At 61.5% G+C, this 17,851-nt stretch carries 18 protein-coding genes and 3 pseudogenes; 13 read left to right on the top strand and 8 right to left on the bottom strand.

The window, feature by feature from the left end; all coding sequences use genetic code 11:
- Positions 1–9: 9 nt before the first annotated feature.
- Positions 10–157: pseudogene (locus OKW41_RS12615) on the top strand (IS6 family transposase); the annotation flags it as partial.
- A gap of 37 nt (positions 158–194) precedes the next feature.
- Here OKW41_RS12615 and OKW41_RS12610 read toward each other — a convergent pair.
- From OKW41_RS12610 to OKW41_RS12600, 3 genes are all read right to left on the bottom strand, one after another.
- Positions 195–1,040 (bottom strand): MarR family winged helix-turn-helix transcriptional regulator, encoded by an 846-nt coding sequence (locus OKW41_RS12610; protein ID WP_429572696.1) that lies wholly within the window; start codon positions 1,038–1,040, stop codon positions 195–197.
- A gap of 66 nt (positions 1,041–1,106) precedes the next feature.
- Positions 1,107–1,358 carry a hypothetical protein gene (locus OKW41_RS12605; RefSeq protein WP_429443767.1) on the bottom strand — a complete coding sequence of 84 codons (252 nt, stop codon included), beginning with the start codon at positions 1,356–1,358 and terminating at the stop codon, positions 1,107–1,109.
- Positions 1,359–1,392: 34 nt separating this feature from the next.
- Positions 1,393–2,607 carry a GNAT family N-acetyltransferase gene (locus OKW41_RS12600; RefSeq protein WP_429572695.1) on the bottom strand — a complete coding sequence of 405 codons (1,215 nt, stop codon included), beginning with the start codon at positions 2,605–2,607 and terminating at the stop codon, positions 1,393–1,395.
- 513 nt (positions 2,608–3,120) lie between these two features.
- On the opposite strand from OKW41_RS12600, the gene OKW41_RS12595 reads away from it, so the two are divergent.
- On the top strand, positions 3,121–3,432 hold the full coding sequence (locus OKW41_RS12595) for a DUF4148 domain-containing protein (protein WP_184047346.1): 312 nt from the start codon (positions 3,121–3,123) through the stop codon (positions 3,430–3,432).
- A gap of 167 nt (positions 3,433–3,599) precedes the next feature.
- Here OKW41_RS12595 and OKW41_RS12590 read toward each other — a convergent pair whose 3' ends face one another.
- Positions 3,600–4,178 (bottom strand): TetR/AcrR family transcriptional regulator, encoded by a 579-nt coding sequence (locus OKW41_RS12590; RefSeq protein WP_429572694.1) that lies wholly within the window; start codon positions 4,176–4,178, stop codon positions 3,600–3,602.
- Positions 4,179–4,308: 130 nt separating this feature from the next.
- Here OKW41_RS12590 and OKW41_RS12585 point away from each other — a divergent pair, with 130 nt between their 5' ends.
- Both OKW41_RS12585 and OKW41_RS12580 read left to right on the top strand, forming a co-directional pair.
- Positions 4,309–5,043 carry an SDR family NAD(P)-dependent oxidoreductase gene (locus tag OKW41_RS12585; RefSeq protein WP_429572693.1) on the top strand — a complete coding sequence of 245 codons (735 nt, stop codon included), beginning with the start codon at positions 4,309–4,311 and terminating at the stop codon, positions 5,041–5,043.
- A 308-nt stretch (positions 5,044–5,351) separates the two neighbouring features.
- Positions 5,352–5,951: an NADPH-dependent F420 reductase gene (locus OKW41_RS12580; protein ID WP_429572692.1), complete on the top strand. Its 600-nt coding sequence runs from the start codon at positions 5,352–5,354 to the stop codon at positions 5,949–5,951.
- A 221-nt stretch (positions 5,952–6,172) separates the two neighbouring features.
- On the opposite strand, the gene OKW41_RS12575 is transcribed toward OKW41_RS12580, so the two are convergent.
- The gene (locus OKW41_RS12575; protein ID WP_429572691.1) at positions 6,173–6,511 is read right to left on the bottom strand and encodes a DsbA family protein; all 339 of its coding nucleotides are present in this window, start codon (positions 6,509–6,511) and stop codon (positions 6,173–6,175) included.
- Positions 6,512–6,749: 238 nt separating this feature from the next.
- On the opposite strand from OKW41_RS12575, the gene OKW41_RS12570 reads away from it, so the two are divergent.
- Positions 6,750–8,456: an FAD-dependent oxidoreductase gene (locus OKW41_RS12570; RefSeq protein ID WP_429572690.1), complete on the top strand. Its 1,707-nt coding sequence runs from the start codon at positions 6,750–6,752 to the stop codon at positions 8,454–8,456.
- A gap of 54 nt (positions 8,457–8,510) precedes the next feature.
- Here the strand turns inward: OKW41_RS12570 and OKW41_RS12565 are convergent.
- Both OKW41_RS12565 and OKW41_RS12560 read right to left on the bottom strand, forming a co-directional pair.
- Positions 8,511–9,396, bottom strand: a pseudogene (locus OKW41_RS12565) (pirin family protein).
- 41 nt (positions 9,397–9,437) lie between these two features.
- The gene (locus OKW41_RS12560) at positions 9,438–11,018 is read right to left on the bottom strand and encodes a cation:proton antiporter (protein ID WP_429572689.1); all 1,581 of its coding nucleotides are present in this window, start codon (positions 11,016–11,018) and stop codon (positions 9,438–9,440) included.
- 492 nt (positions 11,019–11,510) lie between these two features.
- On the opposite strand from OKW41_RS12560, the gene OKW41_RS12555 reads away from it, so the two are divergent.
- From OKW41_RS12555 to OKW41_RS12540, 4 genes and pseudogenes are all read left to right on the top strand, one after another.
- Positions 11,511–12,506 (top strand): alpha/beta fold hydrolase, encoded by a 996-nt coding sequence (locus OKW41_RS12555; protein ID WP_429572688.1) that lies wholly within the window; start codon positions 11,511–11,513, stop codon positions 12,504–12,506.
- Between the two features lie 225 nt (positions 12,507–12,731).
- Complete coding sequence (locus OKW41_RS12550) at positions 12,732–12,854, top strand: hypothetical protein (RefSeq protein ID WP_429573441.1); 123 nt, start codon at positions 12,732–12,734, stop codon at positions 12,852–12,854.
- A gap of 40 nt (positions 12,855–12,894) precedes the next feature.
- Positions 12,895–13,290: a hypothetical protein gene (locus OKW41_RS12545; RefSeq protein WP_429443758.1), complete on the top strand. Its 396-nt coding sequence runs from the start codon at positions 12,895–12,897 to the stop codon at positions 13,288–13,290.
- Between the two features lie 60 nt (positions 13,291–13,350).
- Positions 13,351–13,587, top strand: a pseudogene (locus OKW41_RS12540) (catalase/peroxidase HPI); the annotation flags it as partial.
- A gap of 281 nt (positions 13,588–13,868) precedes the next feature.
- Here OKW41_RS12540 and OKW41_RS12535 read toward each other — a convergent pair.
- Positions 13,869–14,150 carry a XapX domain-containing protein gene (locus tag OKW41_RS12535; protein ID WP_184031326.1) on the bottom strand — a complete coding sequence of 94 codons (282 nt, stop codon included), beginning with the start codon at positions 14,148–14,150 and terminating at the stop codon, positions 13,869–13,871.
- 294 nt (positions 14,151–14,444) lie between these two features.
- Here OKW41_RS12535 and OKW41_RS12530 point away from each other — a divergent pair, with 294 nt between their 5' ends.
- From OKW41_RS12530 to OKW41_RS12515, 4 genes are all read left to right on the top strand, one after another.
- The gene (locus OKW41_RS12530; protein ID WP_184031324.1) at positions 14,445–15,131 is read left to right on the top strand and encodes a hydrolase; all 687 of its coding nucleotides are present in this window, start codon (positions 14,445–14,447) and stop codon (positions 15,129–15,131) included.
- A gap of 164 nt (positions 15,132–15,295) precedes the next feature.
- Entirely contained in the window at positions 15,296–15,463 is a 168-nt protein-coding gene (locus OKW41_RS12525; RefSeq protein ID WP_184062561.1) for a DUF1427 family protein, read from the top strand.
- Positions 15,464–15,491: 28 nt separating this feature from the next.
- Positions 15,492–17,381: an amidohydrolase gene (locus tag OKW41_RS12520; RefSeq protein ID WP_429572687.1), complete on the top strand. Its 1,890-nt coding sequence runs from the start codon at positions 15,492–15,494 to the stop codon at positions 17,379–17,381.
- A gap of 1 nt (position 17,382) precedes the next feature.
- The gene (locus OKW41_RS12515; RefSeq protein ID WP_429572686.1) at positions 17,383–17,829 is read left to right on the top strand and encodes a DoxX family protein; all 447 of its coding nucleotides are present in this window, start codon (positions 17,383–17,385) and stop codon (positions 17,827–17,829) included.
- The last annotated feature ends 22 nt before the right edge of the window (positions 17,830–17,851 follow it).

Here is a 17,851-nt window from a genome sequence, read left to right as displayed (position 1 = left end):
GTTCACAGCAGCTATCCGGCGGCGAAGGCCAATATCCCTGAACCGGCGGACGTCAGGCATGTGTTCGTCAAGGCGAGCGCTCGTATCAACAACCGCGCAAAGCAGTCATCAGCCGACGCGCGAGCGCGAGCGCCGAATGCGTGGCTTCCGAGCCCCAGGGAAATTGATTAGGCATCCGGATCGAAGCAACGCATTCATATCGCGTCGACGTCGACCGAGCTTTCGTCGTGCGCGAGCAACTGGCTGTCCGGCAGGTGCAAGGGCACGAGGCTGTCCGAGTTGTTCGCTTCGACGAGGCGGATCATTTGCAGCATGAACACGTCACGCTCGAGAGGTGACAGATGCTCGATGGTGCGATCGTGCGCGCGCTGCACGGCCTGTCCCATCTTCTTGACGAGACGCTTGCCAGCAGGCGTGAGTTTGACAAGGCGCAGACGCTTGTCGTGCTCGGCCTGCGTGCGACTCACGAGACCGCGCGCGTTCAGGCGCGGAATCACTTCAGCGACGCTCGATCGCTCCAGCCCCACTTCCGTCGCCAGTGTGTTCTGATCCATCTCGCCGAGCGAATCGAGCGCGGTGAGCAGGCTGAACTGCACCGGCGTGATGTTGAACTCGCTGGTTTCCTGCGCGAACAGGAATGTGTGGATCTGATGCATACGGCGAATCAGAAAGCCGGGCCGCGAAAACAGCGGCGAGCGCGCCTGCCGTTCGGCGAGTTCGGCGCGGATGCTTTGAATGTCGATGGGTTCGGTGACGGCGGTTCGCATGTGAACGACCTTGAAGGTGGAAGGGACGAGCCTGCGCCGGTCGATGGTGGCGGCGCTGATCTGGTTGAGCCGTTGGCGCGGCTGCTTCGATAGCGTCAGTGGGCCATGCCGGGTCATCGAATCGATCAGCGTGGGGATGAGCGCGTTCAGTCGTTTGCCGCAGATCCGGTCGGCAGCCTCCCACAGCGTGATCAGCGCAGCCCGCACCTCGTCGTCGTAGCGTCGCTGCGGACCGGGCTTCGCCTTTGGAGGCTGAGCCTCCCGGCACAGCACGCGGATGGCGTGCCTGCGGTGATAACCGCGTTTCGGTTGGAACGGCGGTGCCGCTCACCGACTGCCTCAGTCAATTCCCGTCGTGTTGTCATGCTGAGCCGCCTCGTCATAAGTCGTCCCCGCCAGCATTCTGACGGGTAACAAATTACATGAGGCAACAGGCGCCGCTTGGTAATAGAAAACCTGAGTCAATGCGCCGGCCAACATAATTGTCGCCGTCCAGCCGAGGTTCAGCCGGGGGATCGCACGGCTTGTGCTGATGGCAGGCACATCAAAAGCCGAATGTACAGACTCATCGGAAACGTTCAAAATGCGCACCGAGCTTGCTCAGTATATGTACGGCTATATCAGATCAAAGCTCTTCAGAGTGGTTCGTTGTTTTTTTGAAAGGAGAGCATTCCGGCGCCTCTTCGTGCTGCATCAGTCGCAGCAAAGGGCTGATGGCCTGGTTTAGCAGAGGCTGGCGGTGGCGCAGCCAAATCTGCATCGGCTCCGGCTGACAGCCAATGCGCGCTTTAGGTGCGAGCGCCGTTCTGCCGAAAGAGACGCGTCGGCAACGGAAATCAATTGCCTGCGTCAGTGACGCATGCAGGAGGCGCAGATAAAGCGGCACACCATTGGCGGCTGTTTCGCGGTCGAAACCGATGTGCCACACGACCGCCGTCTCCGCATCCTTGAGCGTGACAACGAAGCCATAAATTCGGCTACCCTTAACTGCGACGTGGAAAGCGATACATGCGCCGGCAGCTACCGCTAACGCTGGCCAGTATTCCTGATCCAGCATAAACGGGCGCAAGCTGGCATTGGCGTGGGTCTGCAGGTAAAGATCTTGTAAATGTCCGGCAACCGGGGCGACCTCCTCAAGGCGTTCGATCCGGAATCCAACCGCATCGAACGGTTTGTAGATCTGGGACTTGACGGCATTGCGGTACTTGGAAGCAAGACTGGCAAGATAGTCATCGTGGGTATGGACGCCTTCGGGTAGCGTCAGCACCATGTTGGGCTCGGTTTCGACGGCAGAATAGCTGAGTTTCCCAAGGCAGGCACTGGGTACCTTGTCGGCCTCCAGAATGTCCTTAACCAAAATCACGTTGGTCTGACCATCCAGCTTTTCGCATCGGCGGGTACGATAGAGTGCCTCCGCCACGGCGGGCCACAGTTCCGCAGGAGGGCTGCCCGGCGCGAAACAAACACCGTGCTGCCCGTAACTGAGCAGGTTGCCGCAGACAAGAATACGCTCTTTGAATGGCACTTTGAGTTTGCGCTTGCCTTGTTCACCAAAGTGTTCGAGGCTCACCCGGACGATTTGCATGCAGACTGTGGCTCGCGGTCCGTCGTCATCTGAGATTAAGGCGTAACGCGGCTCGAGATTGGCCGGACCTGCCACTTCAAGCATTTGCAGGTATTCAGGCGAAAAATAAAAGCTTTGCCCGGCAGTTACCGTGCGCCAATCCTCCACGTTAAGCTGTCGCAGGCGATGAGCAATGGCGATTTGAAAGCCACTGGCGCGACGCAGTTTCCTGCGTAGTTGCAGGCGGGTGTTCAGTTGCTTTGGAAGTAGTTTCATCGCGAACGTGTTTGGGACCATCGACAAACTCAAGTGGATGCCACATCGTGCTTCGCTGCAATGTTATCTAACGGAAACCCTCTACATCGGGCACTCGAATAATCTTACGACTGGCCGTTCCACTTTGATACCGGCCGTTTGAACCGCGACGACTTGACCGTCGGCAACGGGTCGAAAAGAGCGACTCTCGAGGACCGAGACTCCGCCGATGCGAACCTCGCGCGATCCTATTCGCGGCGCGCCTCGCTGACCAACCTCCGCGGTAGCCGGGAGGGGAACGATGCTTGCTGCTCCTGCGGCGGATCAACCGAAGGAGCGTGATAGGGCCGAAGGGCACAAACCGGGCGAGAAGGTTCAGACGTGTGGCATCTACAAGGTGGTGAGAGAAGGCGACGCCGGCTCCGGCTCCGGCTCCGAAGTGACATGCGTCGAAGGCGAGCATTTTCCACCCGCAGCGGCAACGATGCGCACTACGAGTTGGTTCACGGCGCGGCGCAGGGAAGGAGACGTACGATGAGAAATCGGCCTGGAACACAGTCAATACTTCCCGCTCTGGTGATTTTGCTCGCCGGCTGTGTCGCTGGTGGCATGCCGTATACCGGGCCGCACCTCACTCCGACAGAGTGCCGCGACCTGGCGGCGCTCAAGACAAACGCGCCCCCTACGATGGCGCAGCACCAAAGCGAACTCGCTGCCTTGAGGAAAGCGGGCTACGACCCGTCACCGTGGTTTGATGATCCGTATTACCCGGATGATCTACAAGCGGCACAGCGCCTGGTCGACTATTGGTTCCAAACGGAGTGCCAGCACCTTCAACCCGGCTGAGATAGAGAGATCGAGGACTGACCCGGCTGTCACCGAGCGGCGGCGGATTCAACCGGTGGATCAAGTGCGGTAATGGCCGTTCGAGTGTCGGCTCCAGTCGGCTTTCCGCCGTCTGGTTCGAATCCCCGGGGCTTTCCTGGCAGGAAAGTATGCGTCGGCGATCTGATTCAACACGTTGCCTTCTCGACATGGTTGCTCGACCGATTTGTCAGGATGGCGCTCGCGATAACGTGAAAGAGATGATCGGCCCGTGGCGCGAATGAGGGTTGGTCGACGAGCCAGCCGAGCGCCGACATCAGGGCGAACAGGTCGACCCCATCCATATCGGCGCGCGCCGTTCCCTCCGCCTGAGCACGGAGCAGTAGTCGCGCGCCCGCTGAGTGCACCGCCGCGCATGAAGCGTGGAGCGCGGAGTCCGGGTCCGCGTGGGCGCTCGCCATCAGGGCGACAACGCCGCTATAGCTATGAACGAATGCCACCCCTTCGCGAAACCAGGACACGAGCGCTTCGTCAGGTGGATTCGACGTTTCGAGTTCGCTTGCCTTCTGCGTCAGTGCGTCCAGATTCGTACGCAGCAACGCTTCGAACAAGGCTTCTCGCGTCGGGAAATGGCGAAACAGTGTGGCCAACCCGACGTCGGCCCGGCGGGCGATATCTCGCATGGACGCATCGGCGCCATGCTCGGTGACGACGTCGCGCGCGACTGCAAGTAGGTGGCTGTAATTTTTTCTGGCGTCGGCTCGCACGGGTTTCCTTGACAAACGGATCGGTGATCCGTATATAATGAATTCGTATCTGGATCAGTGATCCACAAGATACAGCACATTTGTGCAAATGGGAACCGGGACGCTGTCCGACACCACGAAAGGAGATGTCATGGGAAAGCTTGAGGGTAAGGTTGCAGTCATCACGGGGGGATCGAGCGGCATGGCGCTGGCGAGCGCCAAGCGGTTCGTCGAAGAAGGCGCCTATGTTTTCATCACGGGCCGGAGGCAGGAGGTGCTCGACGAGGCCGTCAAGCAGATTGGCCGGAACGTGACCGGTGTGCGCGGCGACGCGGCCAATCTCGACGACCTCGACCGCCTGTTCGATACAGTCAAGCGTGAAAAGGGCAAGATCGACATCCTGTTCGCGAGCGCTGGCATGGGCGAAGCCGTCCCACTGGGCGAGATTACCGAGCAGCACTTCGATGCGACCTTCGGCCTGAATACGCGCGGTACGCTGTTTACGGTTCAGAAGGCGTTGCCGCTGTTCAACGATGGCGGATCGATCTTCATGACCGGGTCAGTTGCTTCGGTGAAGGGTTTTCCTGGTTACGGCGTGTATGCGGCGAGCAAGGCGGCATTGCGCTCATTCGCACGTACTTGGCTCAACGAACTGAAGGGCAGGAATATCCGGGTGAACGTGCTGAGCCCGGGGCCGATCGCCACACCGATGCAGGACCAAGTTCTCGACGAGGAGGCGAAGCGGATGTTCGAATCCCTGATCCCGCGGGGAAAGATGGGTCGTCCTGAGGAAATTGCGACGGTCGCGCTGTTTCTTGCTTCAGACGATTCGAGCTTCGTGAATGGGGTGGAGTTGTCTGTCGACGGCGGCTTCTCGGCCATCTGAAATCGCGTCGAAAAACGTATAAGGAGGCCTGCCAATTTTGACGAAGATGGTACGAGTTGTGTCAATAGATATGAAATCCTGATCAATAAACGGGATTGGTTTCGGTGATTGTCCAGCGGGTATTGTCACGTCTGCTCGCGCTGCGCTGTAAACGGCGGTGAAGGCGCTCGGCTCCGCGTGTCTGCTGCGGCCCGCGTGGCGCATCGCGCGCAGCGGGCCGCCTGACGCGGGCAACGGTCCCGCGCGCCCGGTTACCAACTAACACGAGTCCGTGGTTGATCAAAACGTCCCCTGAATGGAGAGTTTGCATGAGCTATTCGATTATTGGCTTTGGCGCGGTAGGCCAGGCGCTCGCCCGAGCGTTTGCAAGAAAGAACATCGATGTGACCGTCGCCAGCCGGCGCCCACCCGAGACGTTGATGCAGCAGGCGCGAGCGATTGGCCCTACCGTCGTCCCCAGGACGCTGCAGGATGCAATCGCGTCCGACACGATCTTCCTGGCGGTTCCTTTCTGGGAGCACCGCGAGGTCGCGAAGCAGAGCAAGAGTTGGAAGGGCAAGACGGTCATCGACGCGACAAATGCTTACGGCGTTCCCGTCGAAGAGCTACAAGATCTGCCGTCCTCCGCAGTTGTCGCCAAAGCGTTTAACGGGTCCAGGTTCGTAAAGGGTTTTAACCATCTGCCCGCCGCTGTTCTGGCCGCTGATCCGAGTGTAAATGGCGGCAGCCGCGTCGTGTTTCTGTCGAGCGATGACGAAAGTGCGGTGGCACCGGTCGCGGCTCTGGCTGAACAACTCGGTTTCGCGCCGATTGCGCTAGGACCGCTCAAGGATGGCGGTTCGCTCGTCCAGGCCAGGGGGAATACCTGGGCTCAACTGATCTTCAAGGATCTCGTCAAGTTCAAATAGCGGCGCGTCACGGCAAAGTCACAGCGGCCACGCGCATCGCTAAACGCGTGCTGGTGATCTGACCGAGATTCGGTTGGGGTCTCTGAGCGAGTACATAACGGCCGTTAGGTATCCCTTTGATTTTCGCGCAGGTTTCCGGTTAGGCGGCACCAAGCTTGGTTAAGCTTTGCCGTGTGCCGCCAATATAATCATTAATAATCAGCCGGTTGCTGTTGACCTTGCTAGCCAGTGTCGCCTGAGTAGACTGGAATGACTCTGTTGCTGCCTACATCGAGGCGCGATGCCGGAAAGTGGCGCCGCGGCGACAGGCCGGCATGGGGCCGCATCCAGTCACGTCCGCCCAGCATTTCCGAGCGAGTCCAGCTACCGAACTCGAGCCTTCGGTAGGCGCGCCCGTGCATCCCTTGAGGCGGTATTTCCGGGTTCAATTCGAACGGAAGATAACGAACATCTAATTCGGGAAGATCGTCAAGGGCCTTGCCGGCCTCCAGATTTCGATGTCCGATCCAGCACCATGGACAAATGAAGTCGTAGGCGATCGTGATTTTTGCGCGTTCCATGGCATGCCCCGTGGGCAGTTTGCGATGCTCACCAAGCAAAACAACACGAGCTCCCAGCTGAATAAACTCAGCGCGCGAGCTCGTGTTGCGCGTGGCGCAATGGCCCATTCGATGGGAAAGCGCTTCCCCTATGGTTGCTGGTCTCTTCAGAACTATTCAGCTTCGCAACAAGTACTTTTGGGCATGATGTCGCTAACATCCGGAGTCGAACTCAACGCGGCCGGCAGGCGAGGCGAATATGATCGACGCAGGTAATACGAACGCAAGCTCACTCGACTCTGAACTTCCGTTTTCGTCCCTTGAATATCGGCAGCATCAAATGTTTCCGCGCCTTTCCAATGCGGAGATACGCAGTGCGAGGCGCTATGGCCGCCCGAAGTCGTTCAAGGCCGGCGATTCGATCTTCAGGACGGGGCGCATTGCAGAAGGGCTATTCATCTTGCTGCGCGGGAGTGTGCGGATCTATTCGTGCGACCCGCAAGGGCGTACCACGGTCGTGACAGACCATCATGACGGCCATTTCATGGCCGAAATGGCGCAACTCACCGGCAAGCCGTCGCTGGTGGACGCGATTGCCATGACTGACTGCGATACGCTCGTCCTGAACTCAGAGGAGTTGCGGGCGCTGATCATCGCGGACGCCCAGTTGGGCGAGCACATCATGCGCGCGTTGATCCTGAGGCGTCTCGGGCTCATCGAGCAGGGGCTCGGTCCCATTATCGTCGGCAAGGGTGACGACGCGAGGGTAGTCCGCCTGCAAGGTTTTTTGCGGCGCAATGCCTATCCGGCTGCGGTGATCGATGCACACAAGGATTCGGACGCCGTGCAGCTGCTCGCCGGCCTCACTTCAAAGGCCGACGATTTCCCGCTTGTTTTTTGCCCGGACGGGTCGGTCCTGAGGGCGCCCGACGAAGTGGAGCTCGCCACCCGGCTCGGCTTGGTGCCGACGTTCAGTGCGTCGCAGTGCTACGACATCGCTATCATCGGCGCGGGTCCGGCGGGCCTGGCGGCGGCCGTTTACGCGGCGTCGGAGGGGCTTTCGGTCGTGGTTTTCGATCGGCGCGCGCCAGGTGGTCAGGCCGGTGCGAGCGCACGTATCGAGAACTACCTTGGCTTTCCGACCGGCATATCGGGGCAAGCTCTTGCAGCACGCGCGTTTCAGCAGGCATTGAAATTTGGTGCTCACGTGGCCATTCCCACTGCGGTCGATCGGGTCGAGGGCGCTGCGGGCAACTTCGTGCTCGCGCTTTCCGATCGACAGTGCGTGCGTGCGCGGACAGTCGTGGTCGCGAGCGGAGCGGTGTATCGAAAGCCTTCCGTGACGGGCTTTGAGCGCTTCGAGGGCAGAGGGATCTACTATTGGGCGTCGCCCATCGAGGCGCGTCTCGTCAGCGGGAAAGACGTTGTGCTGATCGGTGGCGGTAACTCGGCTGGGCAGGCTGCCGTCTTTCTCGCCAACTTCGCGAAAAGCATACGCGTTTTGATACGTGGCCATGGTCTCGAAGCCACCATGTCCCGTTACCTGATAGACCGGCTCAGCGCTCTGCCAAACGTGTCGATCTGCGCAAGATGCACGCTTGAATCACTGGAAGCGAGCGACGGTGGTCTTGAGCGAATTCGCGTCTTTCATCACGAACAGGGCAGTGAGCTCATTGAGATACAGCATCTTTTCCTGTTCATCGGCGCCGATCCAAAAACAGACTGGTTGACATCGATGGGCGTTCAACTGGATGAGCGCGGCTTTGTCGAAACGGGGCCGCCCGATGCGAACGCAGGCACTGAGCGCTTCCCACTCGAGACGAATGTGCCGGGGCTTTTCGCGATCGGCGACGTCCGATCAGGGGCGCCGAAGCGGGTGGCCGCAGCGGTAGGAGACGGCGCAGCGGTAGTCAGCCAGATTCATGCGTGGCTCGGTCGAGACGAAGCGCGCGTCAAGGCTTCTTGAGGCGCGCAATGAGCGGCATGACGCGCCAAACGCAATCGCTCCCCAAGTCAATGCTCAATGCGCGCCACGCTCGGGTTGAGGCGTCCACTCATGCTCTTCGCCAGGCACTTTGCCGAAGGTCCGCGCAGCCCAGGCTTGCCGCGCAGCCACAATTTTCTCGCGCGAACCAGACACGAAATTCCACTCGATGAAGCGTTCGCCCGGCAGGTGCGCGCCGCCGAGGAGCATCACGCGCGCGCCATGCGCGCTGGCGAGTTCGACCGTTGCACGCGGCTCCAGCACGGCCATCGTTGTCGGAGACAACGGCGTCCCGTCGATGGTCAGATCTCCGTCGACGAGATAGACGCCGCGCTCCTCGTGCTCGGCATCGAGTGCAAGGCGACCGGCAGCCGCGAACCCGGCATAGACGTAGAGCGTAGGTGAAAAGACTTCGACCGGCGAGGTCTTCCCGAAAGCCGTGCCTGCGATCACATGTACGGTTGCCCCGTCGCGCGTGAACGTCGGCAGCGTATCGGCCGGATGATGAATGAACGCGGGCGCGGCGTCTTCGTGTTCGACAGGCAGCGCGACCCAGGTCTGAATGCCGTGGATCGCCTGTTCAACTGGCCGATCCTCCAGCGGCGTGCGTTCTGAATGGACGATGCCGCGACCGGCCGTCATCCAGTTCACGTCGCCGGGCACGATTTTCTGCCGATAGCCGAGGCTGTCGTGATGCATGAACGAGCCTTCGAACAGGTACGTGACGGTCGCGAGGCCGATATGCGGATGCGGCAGCACATCCACGCCGCTGCCAGCGGGCAGCACGGCTGGCCCCATATGGTCGAAGAAAATGAATGGTCCGACGAGGCGCGCGGCACGGGCGGGAAGCACGCGCCGCACGATCAGGTTTGCCGATGTCGCTTTCGCGCGGCGTGAGCAGAGCCTTGATCGTAGTGGGCATGATGAATACCTTTCGTTGAGGGCCGACGTGGAGGCAAGCCGTCACGGTTCGAGCAGCCGCAACAGCCGCAGTTCCTCGAAATCAAGTTCGGATTCGATGCGATGCAGGACCGCGTCGTCCACCTTGCCGTCGCGATGCAGGCGGAGCAATGCCTCACGCGACACGCCAACGAGTTCGAGTTCGACACGCAGGAAGTGCGCACGGTGTTCGATTCGGTCCGCACCCAACTGGTATGCGCTTTCGTTCGCGGTGACGCGAATCCGGTATTCGGCTAGCAGCCGCTCGAAGGTCGCGCGTTCGATGCCGGACGAGCGCTCGTCGATTTCCTCGAGCGCAGCGAGCGAGGCGCCGAACGCATGGGCGCGCGCCTCGTGCTCGGACATGGTGTGACGGGCTGTCGGGCGCAGTTTCAGCAGCCGGATGAGCGGCGCGAGGCTGCCGCCCTGCACGACAAGCGTCGCGATGATCAGCAGAAATGTGCTGAAGACGATCAGGTCGCGGCCGGGGAAATTGTCTGGCAGCGCGATTGCGGCCGCCAGACTGACGACGCCGCGCATACCCGCCCAGCCGAGCACAACCGCTTCCTTGAAGCTCCACGGCTCGCGGCCCGAGCGTTTCGCGCGTATCTGGTCGGGCAGCCAGATCGCAGCGAACACCCACGCGAGGCGCGCAACGATGGCTGCCGCAGTTGCCGGCAACGCGACACGCAGCCCGGCCGTCAACACGGCCGATTCGTGATTCACCCGTGAGAGGAGTGCATGCAATGTGAGGCCGATCAGGATGAAGACCAGCGCCTCGAGCACGAACACGACCGCTTCCCAGGTCGCCTTGGCTTTTATGCGCATATCGGCGTCGAATACCCGATGCTGGCGGATGCCGAGCACGAGACCGCAGGTCACGACGGACAGCACACCCGATCCGCTGACGGCCTCCGCGATACCGTAGCTGGCCCACGCCATAACGAAGGTCACGACGATGCCGAGCATCGGATCGCCCAGACGCGGCAGCACCCAACACATTGCCTGGCCGCACACGATGCCGACCGCGATGCCAATCAGGGTAAGCGTAAAGAACAGCACCGATCCGCTCGTGACCGTGATCGTCGCGGCTAGCGCTGCCGAGACCGCCATCTGATAGAGCAGCAGGCCCGACGCGTCGTTCACGAGGCTTTCGCCTTCCAGCACGGCCACGAGCCTGGCGGGTAGCGGGTGGCGCTGAAGGATCGCTTTGGCGGCGACCGCGTCGGGCGGCGAGACGATCGCACCGAGCGTGAAGCACGCCGCCCATGGCAGGTTCGGGTTGAAGGCATGCACGGCGACAGCCACGGTGACGGTGGTGAATGTCACGGCCCCGAGCACGAGCGAAACGATCGTGCCGATGTCGCGTTGGAATTCCTTCCACGCCGTATAGAACGAACTCGACATCAGCAGCGGCGGCAGCACGGCCGCGAGCAGCAGGTTCGGGTCCACGTCGGGTACGCGCCTGCCGGCGACTGCGATCACACAGCCGCCGAGCAGCAGAACGACGGCAGGCGGGATCGCGATGCGCTCCGCGAGCCACGTCAGGGCGCCCGCTCCGCAGATCAACAGCAGGAGGTAATGAAAAAACTCGACGTTGTTCATCCGCTAGAAGCCCGGGGATTGCACGTCGATCAGACCGTAGACGACCCCGGCGAGAGTACCGGCAAGCAGCGAAGGGATGTACGGATTCATGATGCGAGTCTTGGTTGGTGAACGTGGCGTGACAGGAACTACGCGAAAGGCTCGCGGAAAAAGTATAGGTTCGTCTGGATCAGGCAGAGTCTGATTAAGAATATTTAATCTCTGGCGCATGCGAGATATCCGTTCGATCGAGCTTTGGGGTCGTGCGTGAGCGCGACAACGGCGCCGAATCGTGGCTAAAGCTTTTGCGCCTCGCTGGGCGCAAAGGCATTGCGGCTTCATTTCAGGACTTTTCAGTTTGCGCCAAGGACTTCGGCCGCTTGCGTCATTAGAGTGCCTGCCGGCATGTGGCGCTATTCAGCAAGTTCTCGCTCCTCGCCGCATCGCTATCCATCTCAACACGCAAGGTCGTCGCCACGCCCGCGCGCGGCGATGTAACGACGGAGATCTAGCATGAACACCCAGCAAATCGATTCGACCAGGCCTTCGGCGTCGCGCCGCAGGCTGCTTTCGGCAAGTGCGGGCATGGCCGGCGCCGTGGCAGCCATGTCGAGCCTGTCCGCGAACGCAGCCGCGTCCGTGACGGGCGGTTCGGCGCATACGCTCGGCACCTCGCATCATCACGGCGGCAACTACGTGAGCGCGAAGGACGGCACGCAGATCTTCTTCAAGGACTGGGGCACGGGCGTGCCGGTCGTCTTCTCGCACGGCTGGCCGCTCTCGGCTGACGCGTGGGACGCGCAGATGCTCTTCCTGGTGAATCAGGGCTACCGGGTGATCGCGCACGACCGCCGCGGCCATGGCCGTTCGGGCCAGCCGTCCGAGGGCAACGACATGAACACCTACGCCGACGATCTCGCGGCTGTGCTGGACGCGCTCGACGTGAAGGGCGCGATGCTCGTGGGCCATTCCACGGGCGGCGGCGAGGTGGCGCATTACATCGGCCGCCATGGTGAAAAGCGCGTGGCGAAGGCCGTGCTGATCGGCGCAGTGCCGCCGCAAATGGTCAAGTCTGCGGACAATCCGAACGGTCTGCCGATGTCGGTGTTCGACAACATCCGCGCGGGCGTGGCGGCGAACCGCTCGCAGTTCTATCTGGATCTGGCCACGCCGTTCTACGGCTTCAACCGCCCCGACGCGAAAGTCTCGCAGGGCCTCGTGCAGGACTTCTGGCGCCAGGGCATGGCCGGTTCGATCAAAGGCCAGTATGAGTGCATCAAGCAATTCTCTGAAGTCGACTACACCGACGACCTCAAGAAGATCAGCGTGCCCACGCTGATCCTGCACGGCGACGACGACCAGATCGTGCCGATCGACGATTCGGCGAAGCTCTCGGCGAAGATCGTCAAGAACGCGACGCTCAAGGTGTACAAGGGCGCGCCGCACGGCATGTGCAGCACGCATGTCGATCAGGTCAATGCGGACCTGCTCGCGTTCCTCAAGTCCTGAGGCGCTACGACGAGATATGCGTGACGCGCCTGCGAGGCAACGCGCGTCTGTTCAGAACTCTTCAGCTTGTCACAAGGACTTTGAGGCGCGCGTCGCCTAAGCTCGATGCCAATCGCGACCACCATACCCCGTCGTGCGGCGGGGTATGCGTGAGTTCGCCCCGCTGCGGTTCATACGCGGACTGCAGCGCTCAACCCACGCTGACCGAGAGTCAGGAGGGCGCCGATGAGCGCACCAGAACAACTCCTCTGCGCGAACTGGAATTCCGGGCACACGGTGGGCGGCACGCCGATGTACGCGCAGCGCACGGCTGGGCATGGCGCAGCAACGTGCCCGCCTCGGACCTGAACGGTTTCTGGGGCGCTCTCGGCTCTAGCTGCTTTGCGTCTTGAACGAACGCGAAACGGGCCTTTTGCTCATAGTGCCCGGTTTTGAGTGGCTTCGAAAAGGGAATGAAATGGGTTTGAAACTGCAAGGCTCGCACCCGCATAGCCTCGAGATCGCGCGTCTCGCTGCCGCCGTTCGTGCGAACGCTGACGATGCGCGTGTCTGGCGCTGGTACGCCGACCTCATGGAAGACGGACGCGTGAGTTGCACGCCTACGCGCAAGGGGTGGCTGATCACGGTAGACGGTCGCTGCACCGTGGAAGACGAGTCGTTTGATTGCGCCGTGCGTCGAGCGGAGCAGACATGGAGTGACATCGCGCAGTCCCAGGTCAAGCTGCTCCGCCGCAGCAAGACCGCTGTGAAGACAACCGCTTCGAATTTACCGCGGCTTCGGTGAAGCGGCGGGGCAGGGTGCATGCCGCGTGCACAACGGGAGTCTGGAGCGGTCGTGGGGCACGTGGGCACCGAATGGCAGCCGGTCTCGGCGGCGAAGGACGTGTTCGAGGGCCGCGACCGCAACACCGGCAAGGTCAAGTGGACCGGCACGCGCGTCGACCTTATCTTCGGTGCGCATTCGGTGTTGCGCGCGCTGAGCGAGGTCTATGCGAGCGCGGACGGCGAGCAGAAGTTGGTGCGCGACTTCGTGGTCGCGTGGGTCAAGGTGATGAACCTCGACCGTTTCGAGCTCGCATGAAAGAGGCTTGGGTCACGCAACGAACGACCTTTGTCGTCAGCGCGTGACTCCAGGCATTGTGCGATGTAACCGAAGGACTTCTCGGCGTATCGGTACGGCTCGCCGGGCAAACGTGCACCGATGCGTAAAGGATTGCAGCGCTGAACTTTTAGCGGAGATGTCATGGAGTCGCGGGCGGCGCTCGTTCGCTGCTTCAGACACCGTGTCGTCACGTTACTGAAGCGTCGCGATGGCCAACGTCGGGCACGCCTTCGTCGAGGCTGACGCCCGAGAGATGCCGATCAGAATGAGGATGACTGCTGGTCTCTTGCGGCCGCGTTGGAGCCTTGAGCGCCCGGCAGCGAGCCGAACATGTGCTGGCTGCATTTCGCCTCGCGCCATGCGGCACCCAACTTGTAACCGGAGAGCACCCTGCGTGCGAGGGGAAGTATCTGCTCGCCGGCCAGCATGCCGAGCAGGCCCATCAGCGCAATGGTGGGCGGGGCCGGCGATTGCACGCCGATCGCACCGTAGACGACCCCGGCAAGGATGCCGGCCAACAAGGAAAGGATATACGGTTTCATAGTGCGAGTCTCATTGACGACCTGTCCCATTACAGGATCTACCTAGCGAATTCGTGGAAAGATTACCGGCTACTCTGGATTAAGAAAATACCAATTAAGAGCTTTTAAGATTAATTCTTTGGGCAATAAAATTTAATCCCTTTTTAGTTGTTGCTGCTCTGTCCTTGCGTGTCAAATAACCGGAGCTGGATGTCGAATTGCCCAGCGCCAATGCACATTGGACGCCTGCCGGTCATGCTGGTCATGCCGGCATGGCGGCTTCCTCCTCTCTCCGGTTCAAAGGACATACCCGTCATGAACAATTCGAAGCTCGAAGTTCTCACTCCTCAGAACAGCCAACTGATCATCATCGATCACCAACCGCAAATGGCGTTCGGCGTTCAGTCGATCGACCGCCAGGTGCTGAAGAACAACGTCGTCGGTCTGGCCAAGGCGGCCAAGGTGTTCAACGTTCCGACCACGATCACCACGGTCGAGTCGCAAAGCTTCTCGGGTTACACGTATCCGGAACTGCTCGACGTGTTCCCCGAGCACAAGGTGCTCGAACGCACGTCGATGAATTCGTGGGACGACCAGAAGGTACGCGACGCGCTCGCCGCGAATGGCCGCAAGAAGGTGGTCGTAGCGGGTCTGTGGACCGAGGTCTGCAACACGACGTTCGCGCTCTGCGCCATGCTCGAAGGTGACTACGAGATCTATATGGTGGCCGACGCATCGGGGGGCACGTCGAAAGACGCGCACGACTTCGCGATGCAGCGCATGGTCCAGGCGGGGGCCGTGCCCGTCACGTGGCAGCAGGTCCTGCTCGAATGGCAGCGTGACTGGGCTCACCGCGCGACCTACGACGCCGTGATGGCGATCGCGAAGGAACATTCGGGCGCGTACGGCATGGGCGTCGACTACGCGTACACGATGGTCCATAAGGCAGCGCAGCGCACGGCTACGCCGCACGAGGTGCTGCCGGCTGTACCGGCACGCTAATCGCCTCCGCGATCGCCGAAAGCGGGGCGATGCGCTCCGCGTGAAGTCGGCGGCAGCGCACGCGGTCTGCCGATCGCTGCGCTGCAGTGCATTCCCCGCGAGGTACTCGGGTTGAACTGCGAGGTCTCGCTTCGGCATTCCAATCTCACAGAGAGACTGATCGTATGGAATCTTATCTGGTGTCCCTCGGTGCAGGGATGCTGATAGGCGTGATCTACAGCGTGATCAAGGTCCGCTCGCCCGCGCCTCCGCTCGTTGCCCTGATCGGCCTGCTTGGCATGTTGATCGGCGCACAGGCCGTTCCATCCCTGAGGCAGTTGTTGGGCTTTTAATCGAACTGATAGAAACGAGGAAACGCAAATGAGCGCAACCGCTACCCATCCCGATCTCATTTTGCACAATGGACGGTTCACCACGCTGGATCGTTCGAACCCGATCGCCAGTGCCGTGGCGATTGCCGATGGCCGCTTCGTCGCGGTCGGCAGCGATACCGACGTCATGCCGCTCGCGGGCCGCGCGACCAAAGTTATCGATCTCGGTGGCCGGCCGGTGCTGCCAGGCCTCATCGACAATCACCTGCATTTGATCCGCGGCGGTCTGAACTACAACATGGAGCTGCGCTGGGACGGCGTACGCTCGCTCGCCGTTGCCATGGAGATGCTCAAGCAGCAGGTGGCGATCACGCCAGCGCCGCAATGGGTGCGCGTGGTCGGCGGCTTCACCGAGCACCAATTCGAAGAGAAGCGGCTGCCGACGCTCGATGAGCTGAACGCCGTCGCGCCGGATACGCCGGTCTTCATCCTGCACTTGTACGACCGGGCGCTGCTCAATGCCGCCGCGTTGCGCGTGGTGGGCTATACGAAGGATACGCCGGAGCCGCCGGGCGGCACGATCATGCGCGACAGCGCGGGCAACCCCACCGGGCTGCTGCTGGCGAACCCCAATGCGTCGATCCTCTACGCGACACTCGCGAAAGGCCCGAAGCTGCCGCTGGAGTATCAATACAATTCGACGCGTCATTTCATGCGCGAACTCAACCGCCTTGGCGTGACCGGCGCGATCGATGCCGGCGGCGGCTCGCAAAACTACCCGGACGATTACGAAGTCATCCGCAAGCTCCATGATGCGGGCGAGATGACGGTGCGCATCGCGTACAACCTCTTCACGCAAAAGCCGAAGGCCGAAAAGGAAGACTTCGTGAACTGGACCGGGTCGGTCAAGTATCACGATGGTTCGGACTACTTCCGCCACAACGGTGCAGGTGAAATGCTGGTGTTTTCGGCGGCCGACTTCGAGGACTTCCGCGTGGCGCGCCCCGAACTGCCGCCCGGAATGGAAGGCGAACTCGAAGGCGTGGTGCGGGTACTCGCACAGAACCGCTGGCCGTGGCGCCTGCATGCGACCTATGACGAAACCATCAGCCGGGCGCTCGATGTGTTCGAGAAGGTCAACAAGGATATTCCGCTCGACGGAATCAACTGGTTCTTCGACCACGCGGAAACCGTTTCCGAGCGATCGATGGATCGCATTGCGGCGCTGGGTGGCGGCATCGCGGTTCAGCATCGCATGGCCTATCAGGGCGAGTATTTCGTCGAGCGCTATGGCGCGCAAGCGGCACAAGCCACGCCGCCCGTCGCGAGAATGCTCGAGAAGGGCATCAAGGTCTCGGCCGGCACCGATGCGACGCGCGTCGCCTCGTACAACCCGTGGGTGTCGCTCGCATGGCTCGTGAGCGGCAAGACAGTTGGCGGTCTGCGGATGTATCCGCAACGTAACCTGCTCGATCGCGATACCGCGCTGCGCATGTGGACGGAGTACGTCACCTGGTTCTCGAACGAAGAGGGCAAGAAAGGGCGCATGGTGCCCGGGCAGCTTGCCGACCTCATGGTTCCGGACCGCGACTTCTTCGCGTGCGCGGAGGACGACATTGCCGGCACCACCGCATTGCTCACGGTGGTCGGCGGAAAGATCGTCTGGGGCGCGGGCCCATTCTCGCAACACGATCAGCCAATCCCGCCTGCAATGCCGGACTGGTCGCCGGTGCGCCAATACGGCGGCTATGGCGGCTGGGGCGCTACGCAGCGCGAGGGCGCGCCGCTCGGGCGTGCCGCTGCCGCGGCGATGTGCGCCTGCGCGAGCGCCTGCGATGTGCACGGCCATGCGCACGCGAGCGCGTGGGCCAGCGCATTGCCGACTTCGGATGCAAAGGGCTTCTGGGGCGCATTCGGCTGCTCTTGCTGGGCGATCTGACATGACGATATGGAACGGCAGCAGCAACCCCGCATGGGTTCGTGCGCTGCTATCGCCGCCGTGGGTTGGGCCGCTCGTGCGCCTTGCGCTCGTGTCCGCCTACCTCATCGGCGGTGTCACCAAAGCGCTGAACTTCGAGGGCGCGATTGCGGAGCAGGCGCATTTCGGCCTGCACCCGGCCGCCCTCTGGGCAGCGCTCGCGGTGGCGGTCGAGATCGTCGGCTCGCTGTGCGTGGTATTGCGCCGCTTCGCGTGGATCGGCGCAGGCGGCCTCGGCATGCTGACCGTCGTCGCGATGCTGGTTGCCAACGACTTCTGGAACCATGCCGGTGTCGAGCGCTTCACGGCGCTCAACAGTTTTTTCGAGCATCTGGGACTGATCGCGGCGCTCGTGCTCGCGATACTGCTCGGCGATTCGCAGCGTCCGACCGGCGAGAGCCGCGCCTGACCGATTGATCAGTACGATGAAA

Origin of the sequence: Paraburkholderia sp. UCT70, from assembly GCF_050434085.1 — a bacterium.
GTDB lineage: Bacteria > Pseudomonadota > Gammaproteobacteria > Burkholderiales > Burkholderiaceae > Paraburkholderia > Paraburkholderia tuberum.
This window is presented reverse-complemented; position numbering and strand designations above follow the sequence as displayed.

What these genes read in the sequence shown, in the direction of transcription:
- OKW41_RS12580 (WP_429572692.1), top strand. Translation starts at nt 5,352, where the DNA reads ATGAGCTATTCGATTATTGGCTTTGGCGCGGTAGGCCAGGCGCTCGCC.
- OKW41_RS12550 (WP_429573441.1), top strand. Translation starts at nt 12,732, where the DNA reads ATGAGCGCACCAGAACAACTCCTCTGCGCGAACTGGAATTCCGGGCAC.
- OKW41_RS12570 (WP_429572690.1), top strand. Translation starts at nt 6,750, where the DNA reads ATGATCGACGCAGGTAATACGAACGCAAGCTCACTCGACTCTGAACTT.
- OKW41_RS12595 (WP_184047346.1), top strand. Translation starts at nt 3,121, where the DNA reads ATGAGAAATCGGCCTGGAACACAGTCAATACTTCCCGCTCTGGTGATT.
- OKW41_RS12555 (WP_429572688.1), top strand. Translation starts at nt 11,511, where the DNA reads ATGAACACCCAGCAAATCGATTCGACCAGGCCTTCGGCGTCGCGCCGC.
- OKW41_RS12535 (WP_184031326.1), bottom strand. Translation starts at nt 14,150, where the DNA reads ATGAAACCGTATATCCTTTCCTTGTTGGCCGGCATCCTTGCCGGGGTC.
- OKW41_RS12600 (WP_429572695.1), bottom strand. Translation starts at nt 2,607, where the DNA reads ATGAAACTACTTCCAAAGCAACTGAACACCCGCCTGCAACTACGCAGG.
- OKW41_RS12515 (WP_429572686.1), top strand. Translation starts at nt 17,383, where the DNA reads ATGACGATATGGAACGGCAGCAGCAACCCCGCATGGGTTCGTGCGCTG.
- OKW41_RS12530 (WP_184031324.1), top strand. Translation starts at nt 14,445, where the DNA reads ATGAACAATTCGAAGCTCGAAGTTCTCACTCCTCAGAACAGCCAACTG.
- OKW41_RS12575 (WP_429572691.1), bottom strand. Translation starts at nt 6,511, where the DNA reads ATGGAACGCGCAAAAATCACGATCGCCTACGACTTCATTTGTCCATGG.
- OKW41_RS12560 (WP_429572689.1), bottom strand. Translation starts at nt 11,018, where the DNA reads ATGAACAACGTCGAGTTTTTTCATTACCTCCTGCTGTTGATCTGCGGA.
- OKW41_RS12525 (WP_184062561.1), top strand. Translation starts at nt 15,296, where the DNA reads ATGGAATCTTATCTGGTGTCCCTCGGTGCAGGGATGCTGATAGGCGTG.
- OKW41_RS12585 (WP_429572693.1), top strand. Translation starts at nt 4,309, where the DNA reads ATGGGAAAGCTTGAGGGTAAGGTTGCAGTCATCACGGGGGGATCGAGC.
- OKW41_RS12520 (WP_429572687.1), top strand. Translation starts at nt 15,492, where the DNA reads ATGAGCGCAACCGCTACCCATCCCGATCTCATTTTGCACAATGGACGG.